Source organism: Streptomyces sp. NPDC093510, from assembly GCF_040683555.1.
Lineage (GTDB): Bacteria > Actinomycetota > Actinomycetes > Streptomycetales > Streptomycetaceae > Streptomyces.
The window spans coordinates 1-25350 of record NZ_JBFBEE010000040.1 but is presented as its reverse complement, the minus strand read 5'-3'; the positions used below and the strand labels follow the sequence as shown (position 1 = coordinate 25350).

General features: G+C 70.0%; 19 protein-coding genes. 12 read left to right on the top strand and 7 right to left on the bottom strand.

Annotated elements, in window-relative coordinates; genetic code table 11:
* Window positions 1–13: 13 nt before the first annotated feature.
* The 4 genes from AB0N81_RS39100 (at window position 14) to AB0N81_RS39085 (ending at window position 3183) form a co-directional block, all read left to right on the top strand.
* Complete coding sequence (locus tag AB0N81_RS39100) at window positions 14–979, top strand: lipoyl synthase (RefSeq protein WP_365367179.1); 966 nt, start codon at window positions 14–16, stop codon at window positions 977–979.
* A gap of 302 nt (window positions 980–1281) precedes the next feature.
* Window positions 1282–1488: a hypothetical protein gene (locus tag AB0N81_RS39095; RefSeq protein WP_365367177.1), complete on the top strand. Its 207-nt coding sequence runs from the start codon at window positions 1282–1284 to the stop codon at window positions 1486–1488.
* 30 nt (window positions 1489–1518) lie between these two features.
* Window positions 1519–2226 (top strand): DUF4191 domain-containing protein, encoded by a 708-nt coding sequence (locus AB0N81_RS39090; RefSeq protein ID WP_365367175.1) that lies wholly within the window; start codon window positions 1519–1521, stop codon window positions 2224–2226.
* A 150-nt stretch (window positions 2227–2376) separates the two neighbouring features.
* Entirely contained in the window at window positions 2377–3183 is an 807-nt protein-coding gene (locus AB0N81_RS39085; protein ID WP_365367173.1) for a UdgX family uracil-DNA binding protein, read from the top strand.
* A gap of 74 nt (window positions 3184–3257) precedes the next feature.
* Here the strand turns inward: AB0N81_RS39085 and AB0N81_RS39080 are convergent, their stop codons facing one another.
* Window positions 3258–3725, bottom strand: a complete 468-nt coding sequence (locus tag AB0N81_RS39080) for an RDD family protein (RefSeq protein WP_365367171.1) — start codon at window positions 3723–3725, stop codon at window positions 3258–3260.
* 292 nt (window positions 3726–4017) lie between these two features.
* Between AB0N81_RS39080 and glnA the strand changes: the two genes are divergently transcribed.
* Window positions 4018–5427, top strand: a complete 1410-nt coding sequence (glnA, locus tag AB0N81_RS39075) for a type I glutamate--ammonia ligase (protein WP_365367248.1) — start codon at window positions 4018–4020, stop codon at window positions 5425–5427.
* A 499-nt stretch (window positions 5428–5926) separates the two neighbouring features.
* A complete protein-coding gene (locus AB0N81_RS39070) occupies window positions 5927–6793 on the top strand; it encodes a hypothetical protein (RefSeq protein ID WP_365367169.1) in 867 nt (288 codons plus the stop codon).
* Window positions 6794–7261: 468 nt separating this feature from the next.
* Here AB0N81_RS39070 and AB0N81_RS39065 read toward each other — a convergent pair whose 3' ends face one another.
* Both AB0N81_RS39065 and AB0N81_RS39060 read right to left on the bottom strand, forming a co-directional pair.
* Entirely contained in the window at window positions 7262–7459 is a 198-nt protein-coding gene (locus AB0N81_RS39065) for a hypothetical protein (RefSeq protein ID WP_365367167.1), read from the bottom strand.
* Window positions 7456–7737, bottom strand: coding sequence for a hypothetical protein (locus tag AB0N81_RS39060; RefSeq protein ID WP_365367165.1), 282 nt, complete (start codon window positions 7735–7737; stop codon window positions 7456–7458). The genes AB0N81_RS39065 and AB0N81_RS39060 overlap by 4 nt, the downstream gene beginning before the upstream one ends.
* Window positions 7738–7897: 160 nt before the next feature.
* Here AB0N81_RS39060 and AB0N81_RS39055 point away from each other — a divergent pair, with 160 nt between their 5' ends.
* A complete protein-coding gene (locus tag AB0N81_RS39055; RefSeq protein ID WP_365367163.1) occupies window positions 7898–9091 on the top strand; it encodes a helix-turn-helix transcriptional regulator in 1194 nt (397 codons plus the stop codon).
* Between the two features lie 32 nt (window positions 9092–9123).
* Here AB0N81_RS39055 and AB0N81_RS39050 read toward each other — a convergent pair whose 3' ends face one another.
* Window positions 9124–9723: a TetR/AcrR family transcriptional regulator gene (locus tag AB0N81_RS39050; RefSeq protein WP_365367161.1), complete on the bottom strand. Its 600-nt coding sequence runs from the start codon at window positions 9721–9723 to the stop codon at window positions 9124–9126.
* 151 nt (window positions 9724–9874) lie between these two features.
* Here AB0N81_RS39050 and AB0N81_RS39045 point away from each other — a divergent pair, with 151 nt between their 5' ends.
* Complete coding sequence (locus AB0N81_RS39045; protein ID WP_365367159.1) at window positions 9875–10303, top strand: VOC family protein; 429 nt, start codon at window positions 9875–9877, stop codon at window positions 10301–10303.
* A 5-nt stretch (window positions 10304–10308) separates the two neighbouring features.
* Here AB0N81_RS39045 and AB0N81_RS39040 read toward each other — a convergent pair whose 3' ends face one another.
* Window positions 10309–10455 (bottom strand): hypothetical protein, encoded by a 147-nt coding sequence (locus AB0N81_RS39040; protein WP_365367157.1) that lies wholly within the window; start codon window positions 10453–10455, stop codon window positions 10309–10311.
* A gap of 951 nt (window positions 10456–11406) precedes the next feature.
* Between AB0N81_RS39040 and fxsT the strand changes: the two genes are divergently transcribed.
* From fxsT to AB0N81_RS39025, 3 genes are read left to right on the top strand one after another with little or no spacing between them, the layout of a single operon-like run.
* Window positions 11407–17220, top strand: coding sequence for an FxSxx-COOH system tetratricopeptide repeat protein (fxsT, locus tag AB0N81_RS39035; protein ID WP_365367155.1), 5814 nt, complete (start codon window positions 11407–11409; stop codon window positions 17218–17220).
* A gap of 4 nt (window positions 17221–17224) precedes the next feature.
* Window positions 17225–18508, top strand: coding sequence for a CHAT domain-containing protein (locus AB0N81_RS39030; protein WP_365367153.1), 1284 nt, complete (start codon window positions 17225–17227; stop codon window positions 18506–18508).
* A 56-nt stretch (window positions 18509–18564) separates the two neighbouring features.
* Entirely contained in the window at window positions 18565–19575 is a 1011-nt protein-coding gene (locus tag AB0N81_RS39025; RefSeq protein WP_365367151.1) for a hypothetical protein, read from the top strand.
* A gap of 2 nt (window positions 19576–19577) precedes the next feature.
* Here AB0N81_RS39025 and AB0N81_RS39020 read toward each other — a convergent pair whose 3' ends face one another.
* Window positions 19578–20342, bottom strand: coding sequence for a metallophosphoesterase (locus AB0N81_RS39020; RefSeq protein WP_365367149.1), 765 nt, complete (start codon window positions 20340–20342; stop codon window positions 19578–19580).
* On the bottom strand, window positions 20339–23770 hold the full coding sequence (locus tag AB0N81_RS39015) for a BTAD domain-containing putative transcriptional regulator (RefSeq protein ID WP_365367147.1): 3432 nt from the start codon (window positions 23768–23770) through the stop codon (window positions 20339–20341). Before AB0N81_RS39015 ends, AB0N81_RS39020 begins: the two co-directional genes overlap by 4 nt.
* A 172-nt stretch (window positions 23771–23942) precedes the next feature.
* On the opposite strand from AB0N81_RS39015, the gene AB0N81_RS39010 reads away from it, so the two are divergent.
* Window positions 23943–25350, top strand: a 1408-nt coding sequence (locus tag AB0N81_RS39010; RefSeq protein ID WP_365367145.1) for an MFS transporter, incomplete at its 3' end; no start/stop codon positions are given.

Genomic DNA, 25350 nt, shown 5'->3' with positions numbered 1-25350 from the left:
ACAGGGAGCCGATGTGTCCGCAGTCGCACCCGACGGACGCAAGATGCTGCGCCTGGAGGTCCGGAATGCCCAGACCCCCATCGAGCGCAAGCCCGAGTGGATCAAGACCCGGGCGAAGATGGGCCCCGAGTACAACGCCCTGCAGAAACTCGTGAAGAGCGAGGGCCTGCACACGGTCTGCCAGGAGGCGGGCTGTCCGAACATCTACGAGTGCTGGGAGGACCGCGAGGCGACGTTCCTCATCGGCGGCGACCAGTGCACGCGGCGCTGTGACTTCTGCCAGATCGACACCGGCAAGCCGCAGGCCCTCGACCGCGACGAGCCGCGCCGCGTCGGCGAGTCCGTCGTCACGATGGACCTGAACTACGCCACGATCACCGGCGTCGCCCGCGACGACCTGGAGGACGGCGGCGCCTGGCTGTACGCGGAGACCGTGCGCCAGATCCACGCCATGACGGCGGAGCGCGCCGAGGGCTATACCAAGGTCGAGCTGCTCATCCCCGACTTCAACGCCGACCCGGACCAGCTGGCCGAGGTCTTCTCCTCGCGCCCCGAGGTGCTCGGGCACAACGTCGAGACGGTGCCGCGCATCTTCAAGCGCATCCGTCCCGGCTTCCGGTACGAGCGCTCCCTCGAGGTCATCACGAAGGCCCGCGAGGCCGGCCTGGTCACCAAGTCCAACCTGATCCTGGGCATGGGCGAGACCCGCGAAGAGGTCAGCGAGGCGCTGCGCCAGCTGCACGAGGCGGGCACGGAGCTCGTCACGATCACCCAGTATCTGCGTCCCACGCCGCGCCACCACCCCGTCGAGCGCTGGGTGAAGCCCGCCGAGTTCGTGGAGCTGAAGGACGAGGCCGAGCAGATCGGCTTCTCCGGCGTGATGTCGGGCCCGCTGGTCCGCTCCTCGTACCGGGCCGGCCGCCTGTACCAGATGGCGATCGAGAAGCGCGGTTCGTACGTGGCCTCGCAGGCGGTGTGACCGCAGGTCCGGTCGACGGTGTGACGCGGGCACTCGCCGTGCGGGCGCAGACCGTGTGAATCGCCGCACAAGCGACTACCGCCCAGTACTGGCCGTAATGACGCGGCCCGCACGATCCCCGCAGGTGAACGGGACCGTACGGGCCGCGTCAGCGTTTCGGGGCCCCGCGTCAAGGTTTCATCGGTGTTTGACCGGCCGGTCACGCCCTGGTAACACCAATCAGTGACCCTGGTACTACCGCACGTACAGCCTTACCCATAGCCGCTCCCCCCACCCGAGCCGCTCTCCAGGAGGGCCCCATCATGCAGGCCGCGCCCGTTCGCGCCACCGCCATCCCGTCCGTCTCCACCGCCCTGCGCGCCGTCGAGTCGCTGCTGATGAGCGGCGGCCAGCGCACAGCACGGCGCAACGCCTGGACCTCCGTGCTGGAGGACCGGCGCCGCGCCAAGGACCGGGTCGAGGCACTGCGCGTACTCGAAGAGACTGTGACGACAACCCGCACGTCGTAGTTGCCTCCGGGGCCACGTAGACTTCACGGCATGGCGAGGAAGGAAACCACCGCGGCGGATGCGGCCGCGGAGCCAGGGCGACTCAAGCAGATCGCTCTGACCTACAAGATGACCCGGCGGGCCGACTCCAAGATCGGCCTGATCATCGCGGCGGTGGGAATTGTCACCTTCGGTGTCTTCCTCGCGATCGGCTTCTTGATCGGCCACCCGATCTACCTGGGCATTCTCGGCTTCCTGCTCGCCTTCCTCGCGATGGCGATCGTCTTCGGACGCAGGGCCGAGCGTGCCGCTTTCGGGCAGATGGAGGGCCAGCCCGGTGCGGCGGCCGCGGTGCTCGACAAGATCGGCCGCGGCTGGACCACGACCCCCGCGGTCGCGATGAACCGCAGCCAGGACGTGGTGCACCGCACCGTCGGCAAGGCCGGCATCGTCCTGGTGGCGGAGGGCAACCCGAACCGCGTGAAGGCGCTGCTGGCCGCCGAGAAGCGGAAGATGGCCCGCATCGTGGCGGACGTCCCGGTGCACGACGTCATCGTCGGCACCACCGAGGACACGGTCTCGCTGAAGAAGCTGCGCACGACGCTCCTGAAGCTCCCCCGCGTCCTCACGGGCCCGCAGGTCACGGCGACGAACGACCGGCTGCGCGCGATGGGCGACCTGATGTCGAACATGCCGCTCCCGAAGGGGCCGATGCCGAAGGGCATGCGGATGCCTCGCGGCGGCCCGAAGACGAAGTAGCGATCCGCTTCTCACGAAGGCCCCGGACCCGTTTGGGTCCGGGGCCTTCCGCGTGCCGCCGCCAGGTGGCCCCCGTGTCCCCCCTGACGCCGCCGCCCGTTGGCCGGTGCGGGCGCCCGGTGAGACGCTGGCCGCGCCGCGGGAGGCGCCATGCCGAGCAGGGACCACGAGGGCCGCGAGGGCCACGCGGGCCACGCGGGCCACGCGGGCCACGCGGATCGTGCAGGCCGCGGGGGCAGCACGGGCGGTACGGGTCGTACGGGCGAGAAGGAACCCGGCGGGGCGTCTCCCTACGTGCCCGCGCGGGGCGGGATTCCCGCGCTCCGCCGCGCGGCCGCCGACTGCCGCGGCTGCCCGCTGTACGCGGCCGCCACGCAGACCGTGTTCGGCGCCGGCCCCTCCCGCGCACGGCTGATGCTGGTCGGAGAGCAGCCGGGCGACCAGGAGGACCGGGCCGGTGAGCCGTTCGTGGGCCCCGCGGGACGCCTGCTTCGCTCGGCGCTGGAGGAGGCGGGGCTCGAAGAGGACCAGGCCTACTTCACCAACGCCGTCAAGCACTTCAAGTTCGCGCCGGTCACCGAGGGCCGCAAACGCCGTATCCACAAGGCGCCGAGCCTCGGCGAGCTGACCGCGTGCCGCCCCTGGCTCGCGGCGGAGCTGAAGCGTGTGAACCCGGAGCTGGTCGTGGCCCTCGGCGCGACGGCCGGCAAGTCCTTGCTGGGCAGTTCCTTCAAGGTGACGGAGGCGCGAGGGGCTCTGCTCACGCTGCCGACGGGAACGGAGCTGCCACTGGCGCCGGGCCCGGACGGGAGCGAACGCGCGGACGAAGGCGAGGGCGAGGACGGCCGCCGCTTCCTCGCCACGGTGCACCCTTCGGCGGTGCTGCGCGCGAAGGACCGGGACGAGGCGTACGCGGGGCTGGTGTCGGACCTGCGAGTAGCGGCCCGTTTCCTCTGACTGACCCGATGACCCGATGAGCCGAGGCTCGGGCTCGGGCTCGGGCTCGGGCTCGGGCTCGGGCTCGGGCTCGATCAGATGCGGATCTGAATGGAGCGGGAGAGGCGGTCGTGGAGGCCGCGGCCGTCGCGGTCCCAGATCAGTGCCGGGACGACGAGGCACAGCAGGACGCTGCGGACCAGGGCCCACCCGGGGGCGAGCCGGCCGCCGTTCTCGGCGATGACGCGGAGCCGGAAGAGGACCTTGCCCGGGGTGCAGCCGACCGTGGCGACGGTCAACAGGCTCATCAGGAAGAAGATCCCGAGGGCCCAGTTGCCCATCGCCTGCTGGTCACCGCGAGCGAACAGGCCGTATGCGATGAGCATGCTCAGGCCCCAGTCGACGGCGATGGCGCCGATGCGGCGGCCGGGGCGCGCGATCGCTCCCGGCCCCTCCTCGGGCAGGCCGAGCTGCTGGCCCCGGTACCCGAAGTCGACACCGGCGTCCTCGGCGGCCGCGCGCGGGCCGGACAACCACGATCCCATTGCTTGCCTCTTGTCCACCCGTCAAAGGTACTGCGCCCCTTGTTCCACGGGGGCGGGCGGGGTCGGAAGCGAGCCGGGGCGGGACGGATGCGGCACGGACGCGGGACAGGCGTGCCGGATGCCGCACTCGCGCCGGTGACGGCATCACCCTCGCGCCGGTTAACTTCGACGAAACAAATGGGTCATGCTTGAGAAATCCCCCGTCCTTATGGTCGGGTCCCAGCGTGTGCCACCGCACTGGCCGCACGACGAGCTGCAACCCGAGCTGCAACCCCGTCCCGCCCCGGGCGGGAGTAGGAGGAGTTGGATGTTGTTCCAGAACGCCGACGACGCGAAGAAGTACATCGCGGACGAGGACGTCAAGTTCATCGACGTCCGCTTCTGCGACCTGCCCGGTGTGATGCAGCACTTCACGATCCCGGCGGCGGCGTTCGACCCGGACGAGGAGCTGGCCTTCGACGGTTCGTCGATCCGTGGCTTCCAGGCCATCCACGAGTCCGACATGGCGCTCCGCGCCGACCTGTCGACGGCTCGCGTGGACCCCTTCCGCCGCGACAAGACCGTCAACATCAACTTCTTCATCCACGACCCGATCACGGGCGAGCAGTACAGCCGTGACCCGCGGAACGTGGCGAAGAAGGCGGAGGCGTACCTGGCCTCCACCGGCATCGCCGACACGGCCTACTTCGGCCCCGAGGCGGAGTTCTACGTCTTCGACAACGTCCGCTTCCAGACGTCGGCGAACGAGAGCTTCTACCACATCGACTCCGAGGCCGGCGCCTGGAACACCGGTGCGGTCGAGAACAACCGCGGCTACAAGGTCCGCTACAAGGGTGGTTACTTCCCGGCCCCGCCGGTCGACCACTTCGCCGACCTCCGCGCCGAGATCTCCCTCGAACTCGACAAGAACGGCCTCCAGGTGGAGCGCCAGCACCACGAGGTCGGCACGGCCGGCCAGGCGGAGATCAACTACAAGTTCAACACGCTGCTCGCCGCGGCCGACGACCTGATGCTCTTCAAGTACATCGTGAAGAACGTCGCCTGGCGCAACGAGAAGACCGCGACGTTCATGCCGAAGCCGATCTTCGGCGACAACGGCTCGGGCATGCACGTCCACCAGTCGCTGTGGGCGAACGGCGACCCGCTCTTCTACGACGAGCAGGGTTACGCGGGCCTCTCGGACACCGCGCGCTACTACATCGGCGGCATCCTCAAGCACGCCCCGTCGCTGCTGGCCTTCACGAACCCGACGGTCAACTCGTACCACCGCCTGGTCCCCGGCTTCGAGGCCCCGGTCAACCTGGTCTACTCGCAGCGCAACCGCTCCGCGGCCATGCGTATCCCGATCACGGGCTCGAACCCGAAGGCCAAGCGCGTCGAGTTCCGCGCGCCGGACCCGTCCTCGAACCCGTACCTCGCCTTCTCGGCCCTTCTCCTCGCGGGCCTCGACGGCGTCAAGAACAAGATCGAGCCGGCCGAGCCGATCGACAAGGACCTCTACGAGCTCGCCCCCGAGGAGCACGCGGGCGTCCCCCAGGTCCCGACGTCCCTCCCCGCGGTCCTCGACGCCCTCGAGGCGGACAACGAGTACCTCCAGGCGGGCGGCGTCTTCACGTCCGACCTGATCGAGACGTGGATCGACTACAAGCGCACGAACGAGATCGCCCCGATCCAGCTGCGCCCGCACCCGCACGAGTTCGAGCTGTACTTCGACATCTAAACCGCGGGGTCGACTGACTGGTTCCCGGCTGTTTCCCACCGCCTCGTGCACCGCTTGTGCACCGCCCAGCCAGTTCCCGATGTGGTTCAGATTTGACCAGTGAGGGCCGTTACCCGGATTCGGGTAACGGCCCTCACTGGGTTGGCAACGCTTCATCGTGCCTCTGGCGAGGTGCCGACGCGGGCGGAGCGGGCCTTCCAGAGCCTTCCGGTCGAGAGCATGCACACCGAGGCACGTCATCAAGCGCCCATCAGCCCTTCTCTCCACCTCTACATCTGAGGGCTCCCCTACAACTCAACACGGAAATAGGCAGACATCATGTACAGTGCAAGCGAATGCCGGTCCGCGGAGGCCCGGTTGGCCAGCAGAAGTATGTGAGCCCGGTACTCACAGAAGCTGTGCAGGGTGTGGAGCACCTACTCCGCGAAACAGCAGACGAAGCTTGGTTTCACACGGTATGTGGCCCTGATGCGCTGACCGGGCAGCGGTGAGGTGAAGCATGCCCGAAAGCCAGCGAAAAATGGCGGCGCGTACTCGTTCGCTGTACACCGGCGAGGGGTTCGACGCAGCCAAAGCAGGCATCGCCCGCGACCACTCCGCAGGGCTGGATGCCTGTGCTCCAGGGCAACGAAAACTACGTGCACTGCTCGCGCTCGGCTTGCTGAATCGCGGGTATGACTACAGCACTCCCGCCGGATGGCACATGGCTACCCTCTCCGCGTACACCATCACTGCTTCCCCACGGTTCCATCGCATGGTGCTCATCACTGACGTGCCCCATAACGTGGTCGACTACCTGCTCCCGGAGCCGAATGGGGTAGGCGGGTTGCCGGGCCTGAGGGTTGAGGAGCTCCGTGGGTACGGCACCTATGTCATGCGCCATCTGCCTACCAACGCCCAGTTCGTAGTCACGAATAATCCCTCAGGAAAGCCTGCCGGCGCACGAAGTGAGTCCTATGTCGACTTCTTCACCGTGGACGCTCCGCTCACCCCTGACGAACGCGAACAGCTGGCCGGCGTGCCTCCGATGACTGAGCACGCACAGTGTCTTCTGGCTGGCGTCTTCTGCCGCATCTCAGCACGAGACCCTCACCGCGGGTGGGCCATCGGCAACTGGTTCTATGACCCTCTGCGGCGCCCCGGCTGGCTCGACAACGACCGCAGCCTCGGTGAAGACCGGAACCTACAAGGTGCCGGTGACAGCTGGGAGCTGCGATGGGACTCATACCCCTATCCAGACGACCTGGCCGCGGCAATGACTGATTCGGTCATCGGCATTCCCGGGGCCAGGACGGTGTCGGCACACGACAATCTCGCCATCACGCTCGGAAGCGCCACACTCCGCCTTCGCTCGCGACGTACCTAGTCAGCCGTACGTCCCTCGTCCCTCTGCGCTGTCGACAGAAAGCACTCACGTCGTGATCGAGATCCTTGGGGCCATGGGCACTGGCCTGCCTTGGTGGGCAGCCTGCCTGGTCGTCGCATTCGCTACCCTGGCCTACTTCTGCCTCCGGGCCCTTCGGCTGCTCATCCCAGAAAAGTCCAGTGATCGACTGGCATGGTGGATCGCCGTCCTGGAGCACCGCCGCCGTACCGCCGGGGCGGCCGCGCGACAACCCCGAGTCGCTGGAAGATACCGCCGGCCACACCATCGCAACCGCAAGGGCCGTAGCGGCTCCACCCGCTCCACCTGACAGTCGCCCCGTGCACCTGTGCATGGGCGCGCCGACGGCTGCCCCCCCCAGCCAGGGCAGCGGAGAGACCCCCACCTGGTTGAGGTGGGGGTCTCTTCGTTTCCAGGGCCCAAAGGTTGCCCCGGAAACGCGGCGCGGTGTCAGGGGCGGCACTCCGGGGCGCACGCCCACAGTTGCGCGGTGGAGTTTCTGCCGAGGTGGTCCCGGTACGTGACTGTGCCGAGCAGGCGGTCGTGGAACAGGCGTGTGCCGCAGAGTGCGCAGGCCTGTTCCGTCAGTTGAAGATTGCTCAGTGCCTTCGGATCGGGAAGCGGAGGCACCTCGGACTGGGAGGTCATTGTGTCCGGTCCTGCTGCGTCCCGGTCACTGCGGCCACGCTCACGCGTAGGATCTCGTTCTCGTCGGCGGGGCGGATGCGCGCGGGGTCTGCGCCCCACTCGCGTCCGCCGCTCGGAGGGCGGAGCTGGACGTAGGGGCCTTCGTGTCCCATCACGCGACCAAGGCGCTGTCTCGCGGTGTCGATGACCAGCGTGCCGATAGGGCACCGCTCTGTGCTCTCGGGCACCGTTCCGTCTGTGCTGGGGGTGCGGGGGCGGGTGCGGATGTCGTCCGTCATGTCGGTCTGTTCCATTCAGATCGGCCACACCCCGGGGGCCGGTCGCACAGTCGCCGGGGCCCTCTATCGGTCGATACTTCGACAGCCGCGCGCCGGAGAGGAGTTGCCTGGCGTTGACTACCGTGGACAGTCCGGTCAACGCTTCGTATGGAGGCAGCCCATGACCGAGTTCGCCACCCGCGCCCGCGCCGCTCTCGCGGAACGGGGAATGTCGATGCGCCGAGCCGCCCGTGCGCTCAACTTTGACCCCACATACCTGTCCCGCGTGTTGAGCGGGAAGCAAGCACCCTCCGTGAACCTGGCACGCGGCCTCGATCAGCTCGTAGAGGCAGAGGGCACGCTGGCAGCGTTGGTCAGTGGGCCGGTGAGGAGCAGCCCGGTGCAGCCGCCGCCAGGTGAAGGGGTCGGCTCGGAGGACGACTTGGAGGCCGTGGAACTCGCGCGCCGCGTAGAGGCGAGCGATGTCGGCACGGAGACCTTGGAGTGTCTGGAAGCGGCGTTCGACGGGATGGCCGTGGCGTACCAGACGGCTCAACCGTCCGCTCTCCTGCGGGACGTACGCCGGCACTCCGCGTACGTGACCAAACTCCTGGACGAACGGACGACACTCGGCGAACACCGCCGTCTACTCATCCTCGGCGGGTGGCTCTCCTTGCTCGCGGCGACGCTTCACGTCGATCTCAGAGAGGCTGGCGCCGCCACGTCCAGGCTCCGCACTGCGGCCTTGCTCGCCCAGCACGCGGAGCACCCGGAGATCCGCGCCTGGGCGTACGAGACCCAGGCGTGGCGAGCCCTCACCGCAGGTGACTATCAGCGAGCCGTCGAGCTGTCCCGAGCCGCCCAGGGCATTGCTCCTCGCGGCGGCTCCGTCGCGGTCCAGGCGACGGCGCAGGAGGGGCGGGCACGCGCACGACTCGGGGAGAAGGCAGCGGCGTACGGCGCCATAGAGCGCGTGCAACGGCTCGCGTCGACCATGGTCATGAGGGCACGGCCCGAGCACCATTTCCAGTACGACCCCGACAAGGCGACGTCGTACGCGGCGACCACCTTGGCGTGGATCGGTGATCCCGCTGCCGAGGCGCCCGCGCGCGAGGTGATCGGCCACCTGCCCCCCGGCACCGATTCGGCGGCGTGGCCTCGCCGCATCGTCACCGCTCATCTCGACCTCGCACTGACGTTGCTGTCCCTCGGCCGACTCGATGAGGCCACCGACGCAGCCACAAGAGCGATTTCTTCCGGGCGTCTTCTGCCTGCGAATCACTGGCGGGTCCTGGAGATCGTCCGAGCCGTCGAGGCGCGCCGGCTTCCCGAGGCGCGGGAACTTCGTGAGGCGTACGAGGGGCTGTGCCTCTAGCGTTGCCCCGGCGTCGTGTGGTCCGCGCGGCCTCAGGATGTCGGCGCGGGCGGATCGGTGCGGAGGCCCGTCAGTAGGCGGTCCAGGGTTTGTTCGGCTGCTTGGGGGGTGCCGCCTCGGGCGATCCAGAGGGTCGCCTCGTTCATTGCTCCCGAGAGGAGGCGGGTCAGGGGCTCCACCGGCTGGTCGGGGGCGATCAGGCCAGCTGTGGTGAGGGCCGTCAGCGCCTCTGCGAGGTGGCGGGCCGAGGACTGTTCGTCCAGGGTTCGCCACTCGTCCCAGCCCAGCACCGCCGGCCCGTCGACCAGCAGGATCTGGCGTACCGCCGGGTCCGTCCCGGCGGCGAGGAACTCCCGGCAGCCGGCCCTGAACTGTTCCCAGAGGTCCTCGTGGCGCTCGGCCGCCGTCGCGACCCGCTCGCCCAGTTCCTGCTGGACCTCGGAGACGACGGCCCGGAACAGGCCCGCCTTGCTGTCGAAGTGGTGGTAGGCGGCCCCCTTGGTGACCCCGGCGGCCCGCGCCACTTCAGCCAGGACCACCTGGTGGTAGCCGTCCGCCGCGAACTGGCGGCGCCCCTCGGCCAGCAGCGCCCGCCGCGTGGCCGCCCGTTGCTCCGCCCTGGTGACCGCCATCGCGCGCACCGCCCTTCCGTCTCGGGTACTGGCCCGCCGCCGTACCGGCCCCTTCTCATTTCGCGTACCGGGGGTATGCTAGCGGGAAACGTTCACATACCCTGGGTATGTGAGGCGGGGGGTTTCCGGCGTGACGAATGGATGTGCAGCCATGGCCACTGCCAAGCTCAGCGGTTTTTATCCGGTGCTCGCGACCCTGGACGTCGCCGCCGCCCGTGACTTCTACACCCGTCACCTCGGGTTCGAGGTGACCTTCGAGGCGGACTGGTACGTCAGTCTGCGTCGGGCCGATGCTCCGCAGTACGAGCTGGCTCTCCTGGAGTCCGGTCATCCGACCGTCCCCGAGGGGCATCGCGCCGCGCTTCGGGGTGGGCTGCTGCTCAACTTCGAAGTGGATGATGTGGATTCCGAGTATCAGCGGCTCGTCGTCGAGGCGGGGCTGAGTGAGGTGCTGCCGCTGCGTACCGAGGAGTTCGGGCAGCGGCACTTCATCGTTGCCGCTCCCGACGGGGTGTTGATCGACGTCATCACCGTCGTCCCCGCCGGGGAGGAGTACGCCGACCAGTACCGCGTCCCGTAGGGGGATCAGGACGTGGTGAGTGGGATCGGGCGGTAGTGCGTCGTCAGGCGGTTCGTGGCGTCGAGGATGTGGAACGCGACTGCCGGCGGCAGGTCGTGGTTGGCTTCCTGCTGGTGCAACAGCTGGCCGCTTGACGAGCCACTAACAGCCATCGCAAGGAGAGTACCTGCACGGAAAGAACGGAGTCAGGACAGGTCCGCTGGCCTTAAGGTGCGCAAGCGCGTCACGGAAAGTTTCGAAGGCAGGGGCTGATGCGCCACCTCGGTCCCCGCACATCCCACATGGCTTCGGGGCGCATACACCTCAGCTTCCCGCGCGGCCCAAAGTCACCAGCAGGACGGGTACTTCCACGCCGACGCCACCAGGGCCATCGCGGAAAGCGCGGGTGATAACGCGGCCGACCTGTTGTTCCCCGAGGGCACGGACACCCTCACCGTCGAGTACAAAAACGACCTCCTCACACCCCCACTGTCGACGATTACATCGAGTCCGTCGGCGCAGTCCTCAGGGCTGGACGCACCCTGGCGGGCTGCCAATTGGAGGACCATGTAGCGCAGGAGGGCAGTACTCCCAAAGCCTGCCGCCAAGGGCAGGCATACCCCTATTCGCGTTTCAGTCACCGTCATATGAATCTCGCTTCTCGAACTGGCCACCGGAAAAGCGTTGGCGAATTACGGGTGCCGAATGGCCGGTTGTTAGTTTGGCTCCTCTACGTAGGTACACGCCGTAGAGTTGAAGGCGAGCCCCCGGCCACTGCCCAGACTCGAACCACCGTCTCCCGCAAGGGTTGTGCATGGGATGCGGGTTGGATGCGATAACACAGGGGCCGGGAGACGGCCGGGGGCGGGAGCCGATTCCGACTCTCCTCCTCAGGCACGTCTTGTCACGGACGTTGTCACTGGGGGCACCGGCGCCCATCGCAGCACCGAGGGCGAGATGCACCTCACCCCACCGGTCGACAGCAACGACGGCTGGACGGCTGAGTTCAAGTGAAGCCGCGGCGCCCTGCCATCCCCATGACAGGTGCCGCTGCCTGAACTACCATTCTGAACAGGGAAGTTGGGGCCCCGGGGCCCCCACGTGAGGACGGGCGGGAGGCCGAGGTGATTGCGGCAGAGCGACTGCACCGCCCGGAGGCCACTAAACACTCCGAGTCGGACGCCCTCGAGCTGCGGCGTACGCACTCGCCCACCGACGTCAGCGGTAACCCGCACACCGAAGAGCGCGCCGGCGTTCCTCCCCATGCCGTGGCCGCCGCCCTCTCGATCGCACCGCCGGCCGGCATGGACAATCTGCCGCAGAGTGCGACCGAAGTGTTCGTCGGCCGGTCGGACGACCTCAGGAGCATTCGGCAGGCGCTCGGTGCGGGGGAAGGCGTCATCACCCAGCCGCAGGCCCTGCACGGACTGGGCGGTGTCGGAAAGACCGCGCTCGCGCTGCGCTACGCGCTGACGCATCGTCACGAGTACAGCGTAATTTGGTGGATTGTTGCCGACAGTCGCGAACAGGTGGACGCAGCCCTCGCCGACCTCGCTGTATTCCTCCACCCGAGCTGGGCACTGACCGCCCTGCCGAAGCAGCAGACGGAGTGGGCGCTGCTGTGGCTGCAGGCACACAGCGGCTGGCTCCTCATCTTCGACAACGCCGAGGCGCCCGCCGACCTGAACCCTTACCTCGGTCGACTACACGGCCACGGGCACCAACTCGTCACCAGCCGCCGCGCCGACGGCTGGCATACCAGCGCACAGCCGTTGTCCCTCGATGTGCTGGCTTCCGAGTCGTCGGTTGCTCTGCTGTGCGGCCTTGCGCTGCCCCACCCAACACACCGGGAACCGACCCAGGAGGAGCGGCGACAGGCCGTCGAACTCGCACGCGAGCTCGGACACTTACCGCTGGCGCTGGCACAGGCCGGCGCCTATCTGCGACAGACCAGCACGCCCTTCGCCGTCTACCGCGGCCTTTTGAGGGAAAACCCCGCCACGGTCCTCGACACCACTGCAGCGACCGGCGACGCCACCCGTACGATCGCCCGCATCTGGCGGGCCACGCTGCGTGCCGTCGACCAGACCGACCCGTCGGCGGCCACCCTGCTGCGCACCCTGGCCTGGTACGCCCCCGAGGCGATGCCCCGCGATGCGCTCGCCGCCTTTGCCGACGTGCGGACGACGCCCTCCGAGGACTGCCCAGGAGCCGGTACGACCCTCGACGTCGACGCCGCCCTGCGGTTACTCGCCGACTACAACATGATCACGCTCACCGAGCAGACGGTCACAGTGCACCGACTCGTGCAGACCGTGCTCCGCACCCCTGCCCTGACAGACGGTTCCTCTCCGCAGGCGGTCCGTGCGTGGGCCGAGGCGGTCATGGCCCGCGCCCTGCCCGACGGCCCGCGCGCCGAGCGGGAGGTGCAGACTCGCTGGCAGGAACTGCTGCCCCACATCCAGGCGTTGGCCGCCACCCGTCCCGTCGGCGTGCAGCCCGACGAAGCCACAGTAAAGCTGTACGAGCGGGCGGCGCAGGAACTGGTCGAGCGCGACCAGAAGGTGCTTGCCATTCCCCTGCTGGAGGCCGTGGTCGACGGTCGCAGTCTGCTCCACGGGAATGACCACCCGGACACCCTCGACAGTCGCGACGACCTCGCCGACGCGCAGAGCAGGGACGGTGACCCGCACCGGGCCGTCGCGTTGTGCCGCGACCTGGTCGCCGACCGCGCCCGCGTGTTCGGTCCCGACCACCCCACCACGCTGGCCAGTCGCCACACGTACGCGCACGCGCTGCGCAAGGCGGGCGAGCATCGGACCGCGGTCCAGGAGTTCGCGGCGGTCGGGGCGGACCGAGCCCGTGCTCTCGGCCCGGAGCACCGGGACACACTCGACAGCCGCGATGGTCTCGCCTACGCGCACCAGATGGCTGGTGCCCACCAGGCTGCGGTGCAGGAGTACCAGGCCGTCGTCGACGACCGGACGCGGCTCTTCGGCGCCGATGATCCGTCGACCCTCACCAGCCGCAACAGCCTTGCCTACGCTTGTCGCACCGCGGGCGACTATCCGCGCGCCATAGCGCTGTACGAGGCGGCGATCACGGACCGCACCCGGGTTCTGGGAGCCGATCACCCGGACACGCTGACCAGCCGCGGATGGCTGGCACACGCCCAGCGGGTGGCCCGGAATCACCGCGCAGCCGTCGACGGCTTCGCGGCTATCGTGGAGGACCGCACACGGCTCCAGGGAAGCGACCACCCCAACACCTTCGACAGCCGGGCCGATCTCGCGTACGCACACCAAAAGGCCGGTGACCCGGCCACATCCGTACGGGATCTGAGCAGCCTCGTCACGGACCGCTCACGGGTCCAGGGCGCCGACCACCCCGCGACGTTCGACGCCCGCGAGGACTTGGCGGCGGCTTGCCGGGCCATGGGCGACCACCGGCGCGCCATCAGCCTCTACGAGTCCGTGCTGGCTGACCGGGTCCGCGTCCAAGGTCCGTCCCATCCTGCGACCCTGAACTGCCGGAACGGCCTCGCCTTCGCTTGTTCGGCGGCTGGCGAACATGCTCGTGCCATCCGGCTCTTCCAGGCCTCGGTGTCGCGGCACACTCGGACCCGGGGCCCCCGGCACCCTGCCACGCTCGAGGCTCGTGACAATGTGGCCTACGCCTACCGTGCCGCAGGCGACCACGCGCAGGCGCTCGCCTGGTGCGAGCCCGTTGTCACGGACTCCATCGAATTGCTGGGCCCCTGGCATCCCGACACACTCGCCAGTCGCGAGCAGCTGGCGACCACCCGACGGCTGGCGCAGCAGTTCGCCGTTGCCCTGGCGGAGTTCGCCTCCCTCGTCGAGGACCGCACCCGCGTACAGGGGCCGGACCATCCCGACACGCTGAACGCCCGTATCAGTCTCGCGTACGCCCACGATCTCGTGGGCAATCCAGCAGAGGCCGTGCGCGGTTTCGAGGAACTGCTCGCGGACTACGTCCGCCTTCATGGTCCCGACCATCTCGGTGTACTGAACGTCCGGTCCTGGCTGGCCCTAACCTGCCGCCACGCAGGAGCACACCACCGAGCCATCGAGCTGTACGAGGAACTCGTCCAGGACCGGACCCGCGTCCAGGGGCCGCGCCACCCGGATGTCCTCGCGACCATCTACTCGCTCGCCCTCGCCTGGGAGGTCGAGGGCGACCACCGCCGGGCGGCCGACCTGCTCGGAGAGGTGCTCGCGGAGCGCACCGCCGTGCTGGGCGCTGACCACCTTGACGTGCTGGGCACGCGCAGCGACCTGGCCGAGGCCGTCCGAGCAGCCGGGGACCACCGGCGTGCGATCGCCCTGTACGAGCAGTTGCTCGGTGACTACCTACGCGTCTGCGGACCGGACCACCTCGACACCCTGGCCTGCCGCAACAACCTCGGATATGCACGGCAAATGGCCGGCCAGCACACCACGGCGCTGCGGGACATGGAAACGCTGGTCGCCGACCGCACCCGCATCCAGGGCTACGACCACCGCGACACTTTAACCAGCCGGTCCAACCTGGCCTACGCCTGCCGCGACGCGGGCGACCTCACCCGTGCCATCCGCCTCTGCGAAGAGCTCATCGCCGACACCACCCGCGTGCACGGCCCAGACCACCCCGCCACCTTCGACCGACGCCGGGCGCTGGCCAATACCTGTTGCGTGGCACGGCAGTACGCCCGCGGTGTGCAGCTGTACGAAGAGCTACGGGACGACCAGCACCGCGTACACGGTCCGGATCACTGGAGCACACTCCTCACTCGGGAGCTTCTGGGGAGTGCCTGGCTGGCCGAAAAGCGGTACCACAACGCTCGGCGGGAATACGACGCACTCGTCGCGGACCGCACCCGGATTCAGGGCCCGACCCACACGAATACGCTGATCAGCCGGTCCAACACCGCCTTCGTCTGTTCGCGCGCAGGGGACCACAACCTCGCTGTGTCCCTCTACGAACGGCTCGTCGCCGACCGCACCGAAATCCACGGTCAGGAACATCCGGACGTGCTGGGCACGCGCAGCGACCTGGCCGAGGCCGTCCGAGCAGCCGGGGACCACCGGCGTGCGATCGCCCTGTACGAGCAGTTGCTCGGTGACTACCTACGCGTCTGCGGACCGGACCACCTCGACACCCTGGCCTGCCGCAACAACCTCGGATATGCACGGCAAATGGCCGGCCAGCACACCACGGCGCTGCGGGACATGGAAACGCTGGTCGCCGACCGCACCCGCATCCAGGGCTACGACCACCGCGACACTCTAACCAGCCGGTCCAACCTGGCCGTCGCCTGCCAGGGCGCGGGCGACCACACCCGTGCCGTGCAGCTCTATGAAGAGCTCGTCGCCGACAGCATTCGGGCGCACGGTGCGGACCACCCCATCACCCTCGGCAGGCGCCAGAACCTCGCCGACATCCACAACTATGCCGGTGCCCATGACTCAGCGGTCGCTCAGTACGAGGCCTTGGTCACGGACCGTGCAAGGGTGCTCGGCCCCGATCATCCGGACAGCCATAACACCAGGCGGTGGCTTGCCTGGTGCTGTAAGCAAGCCGGATATCTATCGCGGGCCATTCTCGAGTACGAGACGGCACTCGCGGATCTTAAGCGCGTGCGAGGAACGGACCACATCGACGCATTGTCCTGCCGCAACGGACTGGCGCACGCATGGCAGTTGGTCGGTCGCCACACGTCGGCGCTACAGGAGATGGAAGCGCTGGTCTCCGACCACACCCGTCTCCAAGGCGCCGATCATCCCGTGACCCTGGCCAGCCGCGCCAACCTGGCCTACGCCTATCGCGATGCGGACGACCACTCCCGTGCAGTACAGCTCTACCGGGAGCTCGTCGCCGACCGGACTCGCGTGCTGGGCCCGGATCACGGTGACACTTTGTCCACCCGGAGCTCTCTCGCGCTCGCCTCGATACCGGTTCGTTCCCCCGAACATGTGGTCCCCCTGTGCGAGGCGATCCTGGCCGACTACACCCGGGTGTTCGGCGCCGACCACGCACAGACCCTCGCCTGTCGCGAGCGTCTGGCCTACGCCTGGCTGCGGGCCTGCGACAGTCGGCGGGCGATCGCTCTCTTCGAGGCAGTCATCGCCGACCGGTCCCGGATTCTGGGCCGCGGTCACCCGGGCACTTCGGGCGGAGTCGCAGCCGCCCACCAGCAAGGCCAGGGCGCCCTGCCGACTGTGGCGACGTACTCGAAGCGTATGCAGGACCTCAGCCACCCCACCGCCATCGACGCCCTCGCCCAGGCATATGGCGCCGCAGGCAACCACGAACGCGCCACGGCACTGTTCGAAGCGGTCGCCTCAGGGCGGGAACAGACCCTCGGCGGGGCACACCCCGGCACCTTGGACAGCCTGACCGGAGCGGTCTTCGCGCGCGCCGCAGCGGGTGACGTGTCGGGTGCTTCAGCCGCGGGGGCCGGCCTCCTCGCCGACGTGGAGCGGCTGCTCGGCCCCGACCATCCCCGGGCCGTGGACCTCCGCCGGCGCCTAGCCACGCTGCTACCCTCCTGGAAACTGCGGCTCCGGCTCCTCGACGACGAGGTGCGGGCGGGAGAGACCGTGCGCATTGAGGTTCGCATCGAGCAGTCCGGGCAGTCGGGCCAGTTCGAGCAGCCCGGGGAGCACCCTGCGCCCTCCACCCCGGAACTACCCCCACTCCTCCTCGTCGCCGCGGCCCGCTCGGCCGCCACGGTCGAGCCGCCCCTCGCGGAGTACGTCGCCGGAGAAGAACCCGTCGTCTTCGCATTCATGGCGCCGGAACCGGGTGCGCACCGTCTGCGATTCACCGTGTACGACCACGATGTCGGCGTCGTGCTCCAGGACCTGGAGACCAGCGTCGATGTCTCGCCCGGCGCTCCATCCCTTGTCAGTGAGGCCCCCGGTCCCAGGAGGAACTGAGCAGGTGTCCAAAGAGCTCGTGGCGGACGTCATCCAGAATCCCTCGCTCGACTTCACTGCGCTTCCGCCGCGTCAGCGTCGTCCGGAGAGCCCGGCCCGTACGAAGGAACCCCTCGACCTGGTGGTAATGCTCCGTCAGCACGACAAACTGCTGCACATATCCGCCATCATCCCCGGCCGGCGCACTCCGAAGAACGGAACAGCACACGCCTACCTCACCGTCACGGCCGACGACATTCTGCAGAAGGCGGCCCGGCTGCGCACGGTCTGGCGCGACCGGCTGGTACGCCACCAACTGTGCGACGCGGATGGGATGCCGCTGGGTGCTCACCCCTTCAGTGACACGGTGGACCTATCCGCTCATGCCAAGCCCTCACAGCGGCTGACGGACGATCTCGCCGACGAAGGACAGCACCTCCTGGAGGAACTGCTCGCGGGAGCAGGCGAGCAAATCTCCTCTTTCCGGGCCTTCCTCATGAACGTCCTCGCCAGCGAGGAAGGGCTGCGCATCACCTTCGACTCGGACCTGCACCTGCCCTGGCCGATGCTCGCCGTGGAACTGTCCGGCGGCGCCGATCCGCGCCACGGCTTTCTCGGATACCGCCACCAGGTCGAACAGACCGGCGCATCGGCCTACCCGGCGGCAGCCCCGGCCTCCGCCATCGACCGGCACCTCCCCGCGACCAGCCTCAACACCGACTCCACGCTCGACAACGTGGGACGGGCCGCCGATGTCCGCAAGCTGCTGGAGGAGCGTTCGCAACTCACCGTACGCACCGAGTCCGAGACCCTGCTCGACGATCTCGCCGCTCCCCTGCTGACCGACGACGTCATGTACTTCTGGTGCCACGGCGCCTTCGTCGACAACGGTTCGCCCCACCCTCACCTGGCGGTCCGGCTCTCCGACGAACGACCCATAGACGGCGATCTGGTACTGCGCATGCGCCGCCGGCACCGCGGGTCCGCCGACGCGCTCTTCCACCCCTTCGTCCTGCTCAACGCCTGCCACACCGGGCAGACGGCGCCGGGCCCGGGACTCAAACACCTCGGCGGGGTGCTGGTGAACCTCGGGGCGGACGGAGTCCTCGGACCACAGATCGAGATACCCCAGCTCTTCGCCTCCGAATACGCCCTCGCCTTCCTGGACCGCTACCTCGGCGGCGACAGCACGGCCGGTGAGATCGCGATGGCGCTCGCCCGCGAATACACCGACGACTTCCACAATCCGCTGGCACTGGCCTACTCGCTGTACTGCGGCATCGACAGCAGGCTGGAGACGGCTCTGTGACGTCCTCGAAGCGACGCTCGCCGCGCGCAACGACCTGCGAAAGCGCCCCCGCGCCCATGAGCGTCGTCAACCTGGACGAGAAGGGACGGCTGTGCGCGCCCGGCTCGCGCATCCCTGTCCGTCCTGACCGACTCTCCGAACACCTCGCCCGTCTGCTACGCATCCCCGACCGGGCGACCGACCTCTACGTCTACGTGCATGGCTGGCAGACCGAGCCGGGCAGCGCCGTCCGCAGCGCGAGCCGACTGCTGCGACGCGCCAGGGAACTGGCCGCCGCGAGACCCGAGCTGTACCCGGGGTTGTCCGGCGTATACCGGCCCTGGTGTGTTGTCGTCTGCTGGCCGTCCTCCAGCCTGCCGACCCTGGCCGGCTACCGCCGCATCCGCGACCGCGCCCACGCGATGAGTGCGCCCGGCACCGGACACGCTCCGCACGTCCTCGGTCATCTGCTCGGCTATCTGGACACAGAACGGGCCAATCCCGCCGACCCGAGGGTGCTGGCCAATCGCTATGGGCAGTATCTGCACCTGATCGGGCACTCTTTCGGCGGCCGGTTCCTCTGCGAGGCGGTGCAGTGGGCCGCCGACCCATTCCGCGGGCCGCGGGTGCTCGGTTGGAGCACCGCTGCGGACTCGCTGCGGCCGTTCACGGTAGACAGCGCTCTCGTTTTCCAGATGGCCGCGCCGCGCAACAGTTTCGACGAGATGTTCCCCGCGCTGTTCCCGCACGACGGCATGGCCGCCGCTCCTCTACGCGGACCACTCACCCTGACCCACTCCCGCTGGGACCGCGCCACCGGCTTCTGGCATCTGAGGGCGGAGGCGGCTCCCGGCATCGGTCACTCCGGGGTGGGCACCGCGCCCGTGCCGCAGTACTCCACCCCTCTGCTGGCGGTCGACGAGCCGTACGCACCGGACGTACTCGACCATCGCATCGTCAACGTCGATGCGGGGTGGCGCTACCGCGGCGGGCGGACGCGTCGGCTCTCCCTGACCGGCGCGCACTCAGACTTCCACCACCCCGAGTCTGCGCACCTTCTCCTCAGCCTCTCCGCCCTGTCGCGATGACCTCACATCACGGGCCGGTAGTGCGTCGTCAGGCGGTTCGTGGCGTCGAGGATGTGGAACGCGACTGCCGGTGGCAGGTCGTGGTGGACGTGGTGGGTCGGGTGGGACTGGGGTTCCCAGGGAAGGCGGAGGGTGGAAACCACGCCCGGGGCCACCAGGAGGGGGCGGTCCGCGAAGGTGGTGGCCGCGGGGGTGTGCGCGTGCCCGGCGAGGAAGGCCGTGATGTTCGGGTGGCGTGACGTCAGGGCGGCCAAGCGGTGCTCGTCGTGCTGGCGGATGTCGTCCACGTAAGGGGTGTTCAGAGGGACCGGCGGGTGGTGGAAGCCGATCAGGACGGGGTGGGCGGCCGGGGTGTCGGCGAGGAGGGCGGACAACCACGTCAGGGTTTCGTCCGCCAGGCGGCCGTGGTCCTCGCCGGGCACCGACGTGTCGCACAGGGCCAGCGTGAAGCGGTCCGTGATGTGTGCGCTGTTGATGGGTGCCCGGCTCGCGGGCTCGCCCAGGAAGTGTTCGCGGAACGCGGGGCGCTCGTCGTGGTTGCCGGGGCAGGTCAGCAGTGGGTGCCGGGTGGCGAGGAGCTTGCGGGCCGCCTCGTACTCGGCCGGGGTCGCGTGGTCGGCGATGTCGCCGGTGGCGATGATGGCGTCCAGGTCGTACGGAAGGCGGTTCAGGTACGTCATGACCGCCCTGGTGCGGGCGATACTGCGGCCGTCGTCCTCTTCGCGCGTGTCTATGTGGGTGTCGCTCAGGTGCGCTATCACGATCATCGCTGCGGGGCCTCGTTCGGTCGGTGGGTGACTGGGGATGTGGCGTTCAGGGCCTCATGTGTCGTCGTCTCTATGCGCGTTACGTCTGCCCGTTCCGTGGCGGGGACCGTGGTGGACGTCGTGCCGCGGAGGTGGGCCGCGGCCGCGAGCAGGTGGGCCGCCTGGGCCGGGCGGCCCGCGCGGGTGTGGGCGCCCGCCATGCCTTCGAGGGCCAGCGCGATCAGGCCGGGGTTGTCGGTGGCGCGTGCGGTCGCGTAGCCCTCGCGGTGCAGGCTCAGGGCCTCGTCCGCGTCGCCCCGCTGTTCGGCCAGGAAGCCGAGTTCGGTGAGGAGCGCGGCCGTCTTCGGGCCCCAGTCCATGGCTCGTGTCCAGTCGAGCCAGGGGCGAAGGCGTGCCTCCGCCTCGGCGAGTGCCCCTCGGCGGCGGGCCGTGCGGCCGAGTCCCAGGTCGGCGAAGTACTCACCGACGGTGTCTGACTGTTCGACGGCGAGGCGGCGGGCCCGTTCGTGCAGGGCCTCGGCGCGGTCGAACTCGCCGGTGAGCAGGGCGACACGGCCGAGCCCCGACAGGCCGTGCGAGGCGTCGATCCAGAGGTGGAGGTCCTCGACGATGCGCAGCGCGTCGCCGTGCAGCGCGGCCGCGCCTTCGTGGTCGCCGGTGACCTCGGCGTGGAGGGCGAGCAGGGCCATGGCCTGCGACTGGCCCCAGCCGTCGCCCAGTTCGCGGAAGAGGTGCAGGCTCTGCGCGCCCGCGTCGGCGAGCGTCGCCAGGTCGCTGAGGGTGGCCGCCTGCCGGGCGCGGGTGCTGAGCGCGGCGGCGGTGCCCCAGCGGTCGCCGAGACCGCGGAGCTCCGCGAGGGCGGCGGTGATCAGGTCCTCGCCCGCGGAGAGGTCGCCGCAACCTTGCAGCGCGGCGGCCTGGAACCAGCGGACCCGCGCACGACGCACGGGGTCCTCTATGAGGTGGTACGCGGGGGCCGTTCGGGCGGGGGGCGCCGTGGCTGCGGGTCCAGCTCCGGCTGTGGTTGCGGCTGCGGCTCCGGCTGTGGTTGCGGCTCCAGCCCCGGCTGCGGCTGCGGCTGCGGTGGCAGTTCCGGTTCCGTCCGGTGTCGTTTCCTCCGCCGTGCGCGTCAGCGTGCCGACCGCGTGCCGCCATGCCTGCGCCTCGGCGCGTGCGGCCGGCGGTGCCTCGCCCGCCGCGGCCAGGGCCGCGTCGAGGGAGCGGCGCGCTCCGCCCAGGCGTCCGCGCAGGTAGCAGAACCAGGTCGTCGCGTTGACGAGGCGCAGCGCGCGGTGGGCCTCCCCGTGCCGGGCCGCGTCATGGATCGCGGCGCGTACGTTGGCGGACTCGGCGTCCAGGAGGCGCAGGGCGCGCCGTTGGGCGGGGCCCCGCAGGTCGCGGTCGGCCGCTTCGGCGAGCTCGGTGTAGTAACCGCGGTGACGCTCCCGTACGAGAGTGTCCTCACCCGAGTCGTGCAGGTGCTCCATGCTGTACGCGGCCACCGATTCGAGCAGGCGGTAGCGGATGCCGTCCGCCGTGTCGACGGTGGCCACCAGGGACCGGTCGACGAGGCGGGCGATCAGGTCGGGGACGTCGGCGGCCGGGATGCGGGTGTCGGCGGCCGAGTCGCGGACGTCGGCGGCCGGGACGCGGACCGTGGGGGCGTCCGCGCACACCGCCTCCGCCGCCCGCAGCGTGCAGCCGTCCGCGTGGACCGCCAGGCGGCGCAGGACGACACGTTCGCGTTCCGTGAGCAGGGCCCAGCTCCAGTCGATCATGGCGCGGAGTGTCTGCTGGCGGGGCGGGGCGCCGCGGTGGCCCGCGGTGAGGACGCGGAAGCGGTCGTCGAGGCGGGCCGCCAGTTCGTGGACGCCGAGGCCGCGGACGCGGGTTGCGGCGAGTTCGAGGGCGAGGGGCAGGCCGTCCAGGCGCCGGCAGATCGCCGCGACCGGGGCGGCGTTGTCCGCGTCGAGTGCGAAGCCGGGGGCAGCCGCGGCGGCCCGGGCGAGGAACAGTCTGACCGCGCTGGACGCCTGGAGCTCTTCCGGCGACGACGTGGCCTCGGGTGAGGGCAGTTGGAGTGGGGGCACCGCCTGGAGGATCTCGCCCGGTACGGCCAGCGGTTCGCGGCTCGTCGCCAGGACCCGCAGGTCCGGGGCCGCCGTCAGCAGGGACCGCACGATCTCCGCGGCTTCTTCGACCACGTGCTCGCAGTTGTCGAGTACGAGCAGGACGCGGCGGGTGCGGAGCGCCGCGATGATCCGGGGTAGGAGGCCCGAGGCGGTTGCCTGGTCTCTCTGCGGTGCGGCGGTCATGACGTCGTCGCGGACGTCCAGGGTCGCTGCCACCAGCTCGGCGATCCCGGCCTGCGACTGTCCCCGTGCGGACAACTCGACCAGGTGGACGCCCTCGTACTCCTCGTACTCCTCGTACTCCTCGCCGAGGCGCGCGGCGATCTCAAGAGCCAGCCGCGTCTTGCCGACGCCGCCGGGGCCCGTGAGCGTGAGCAGCCGGCCGTCCTTGAGGTGGGTCCGCGCCTCCTCCACGGCGTCGGCGCGGCCGATGAGGTCGGTGAGGGGCGTGGGGAGGTTGCCGCTACGGCGCCCCGGCTGGGCCGGTGGGGGTGTCGGGGCCGGTGAGGCCGGGGTCAGAGCGGGGTCCTGGTTCAGGATCGCCGTGTGCAGGGCGGCCAGGGCCGGGCTCGGGTCCACGCCCAGTTCCGTCCGGAGCAGGTCGCTCAGATCGCGGTACGCGGCGAGCGCCTCGCTCTGGCGGCCCGCGCGGTAGAGCGCGCGCAGGTGCGCGGCGCGGAGGCGTTCACGGAGCGGGTGACGTGCCACCAGGTCCGCCAACTCGGCTATCTCGCCCGCCGGTCGGCGGTCGTCACCCGGCAGGACCCGGACCTCCGCCCGGACCTCCGCACGGGCCTCCGCCCGGTCCTCCAGGGCCGTCAGCCGCTCTTCCTCCAGGCGGGCGATCGCCGCCTCGGCGAACGCCTCGTCCGCCACGTCCGCGTACGCCGGACCCCGCCAGAGCGCCAGCGCCTCGTCCAGCAACTCCGCACGTGTCCCCGGGTCTTCGCTCGCGCGCGCCCTGTCCGCCAGCACGCGGAAACGGTGCGCGTCGACCGCGTCGGGCGCGGCGAGGAGGGCGTACCCCGCGGGCTGGTGCGTGATCAGCGCGCGGGCCCCCGGTTCCGCGTCCTCCAGGACGCGGCGCAGCCGGGAGAGCTTGCTCCGCAGGGCTTCGGTGGGGCGTGCCGGTGGGTCCTGGCCCCAGAGGTCGTCGACGAGCCGGTCGGCCGGGGCGGGGCGGCCTTCGCGGATCAGCAGGTCGGCGAGGAGCGCGCGCACCTTCGCCTCGGGCACGGGGACCCGGCTGCCGTCGGCCGTCCACACCTCCAGGGGGCCGAGTATCGCGAAGCGCATGGGACCCAACGTAGACCAGCCCGGCCGGAATTGATCCCTCCGCAGTCTCCGCCCCTCCCCCTACCTCCGCCCCTCCCCCTGCCGCCCCGCCTCTCCCCTCCCCGCGCACCCCCGGAACCCGCCGGAACCTTCCCGGAAGCTTTCCGCAACCCCCGCCGCCCAGCCTGAGCACATGTCCACTTCTTCAGCCGTCCCAGCCGCATCCGGACCCGCCCCCGCGCCGGACTCCCCACCGCCCGCAGGCCCCCGCGAATGGACCGGTCTCGCCGTCCTCGCGTTTCCCGCCCTCCTGCTCTCCATGGACGTCACCGTCCTCTACATGGCGCTGCCCACCCTCGGCGCCGATCTCCACGCCGACAGCACGCAGTCGCTGTGGATCGCCGACATGTATCCCTTCATGCTCGCGGGCTTCCTCGTCACCATGGGCACGCTCGGCGACCGCATCGGGCGGCGCCGCCTGCTGATGATCGGTGCCGCCGCGTTCAGTGCGGCCTCCGTGCTCGCCGCGTTCGCTCCCAGTGCCGAACTGCTGATCGCCGCCCGGGCGTTGCTCGGCGTCGCGGGCGCGGCGGTGCTGCCCTCGACGATGTCGCTGATCAGCACCATGTTCCGGCAGCCCGCGCAGCGGGCCGGTGCGTTCGGGCTGTGGATGATGGCCTTCTCGGTGGGGGCCGTCATCGGGCCCGTCGTGGGCGGCCTGATGCTGGAGCGGTTCTGGTGGGGTTCCGTCTTCCTGCTCGGCGTACCCGTGATGGCGTTGCTCCTGGTCTGCGCGCCCGCGCTGCTGCCCGAGCACCGCAACTCCTCGCCCGGGCGCCTCGATCCGCTCAGCGTGGTGCTGGCGCTGGCCGCGATCCTGCCGGTGGTCCACGGCCTCAAGGAGGTGGCGCGGGACGGCGCCGAGCCGCTTCCGCTCGCTCTCGTCGCCCTCGGGCTCGTCGTCGGCCGGATCTTCGTGCTGCGTCAGCGGCGTCTCGCCGATCCACTGCTCGACCTGCGGCTCTTCGCGGAGCGCGCGTTCAGCGGTGCGCTCGTCGTGTTCCTGCTCGGCATGATCACGCTGCATGCCCTGACCCTGTTCTTCACGCAGTACCTGCAATTGGTCGAAGGGCTCTCGCCGGTCCGCGCCGGGCTGTGGATGATTCCGTTCGTCGCGGGGACGTTCGTCGGTCTCGGCCTCGCCCCGAGGATCGCGCGCCGCGTGCGGCCGGCCCGGGTCATCGCGGGCGGACTGCTCGTCGCCGGCCTGGGCTTCGCCCTGATCTCACGCGTCGACGCGTCGTCGGGGCTCGTGCCGCTCGTCGTCGGCAGCACGGTGGTCACGCTCGGCTTCGGGCCGCTGATGGTGCTCGGCACGAACATGATCGTGGGGTCGGCGCCGGCCGAGCGCGCGGGGGCCGCGGCCTCGGTGTCCGAGACCGGGGCCGAACTCGGCTCGGCGCTCGGTGTCGCCGTCCTCGGCAGTGTCGGCACGGCCGTCTACCGCGGGCAGCTGGCCGACGCGGACGCCTTGGACGCCGTCCCGCGCGAGACGGCCGACGCGGCGCGCGAGGGGCTGGCCGCGGTGCGGGGCGCGGTGC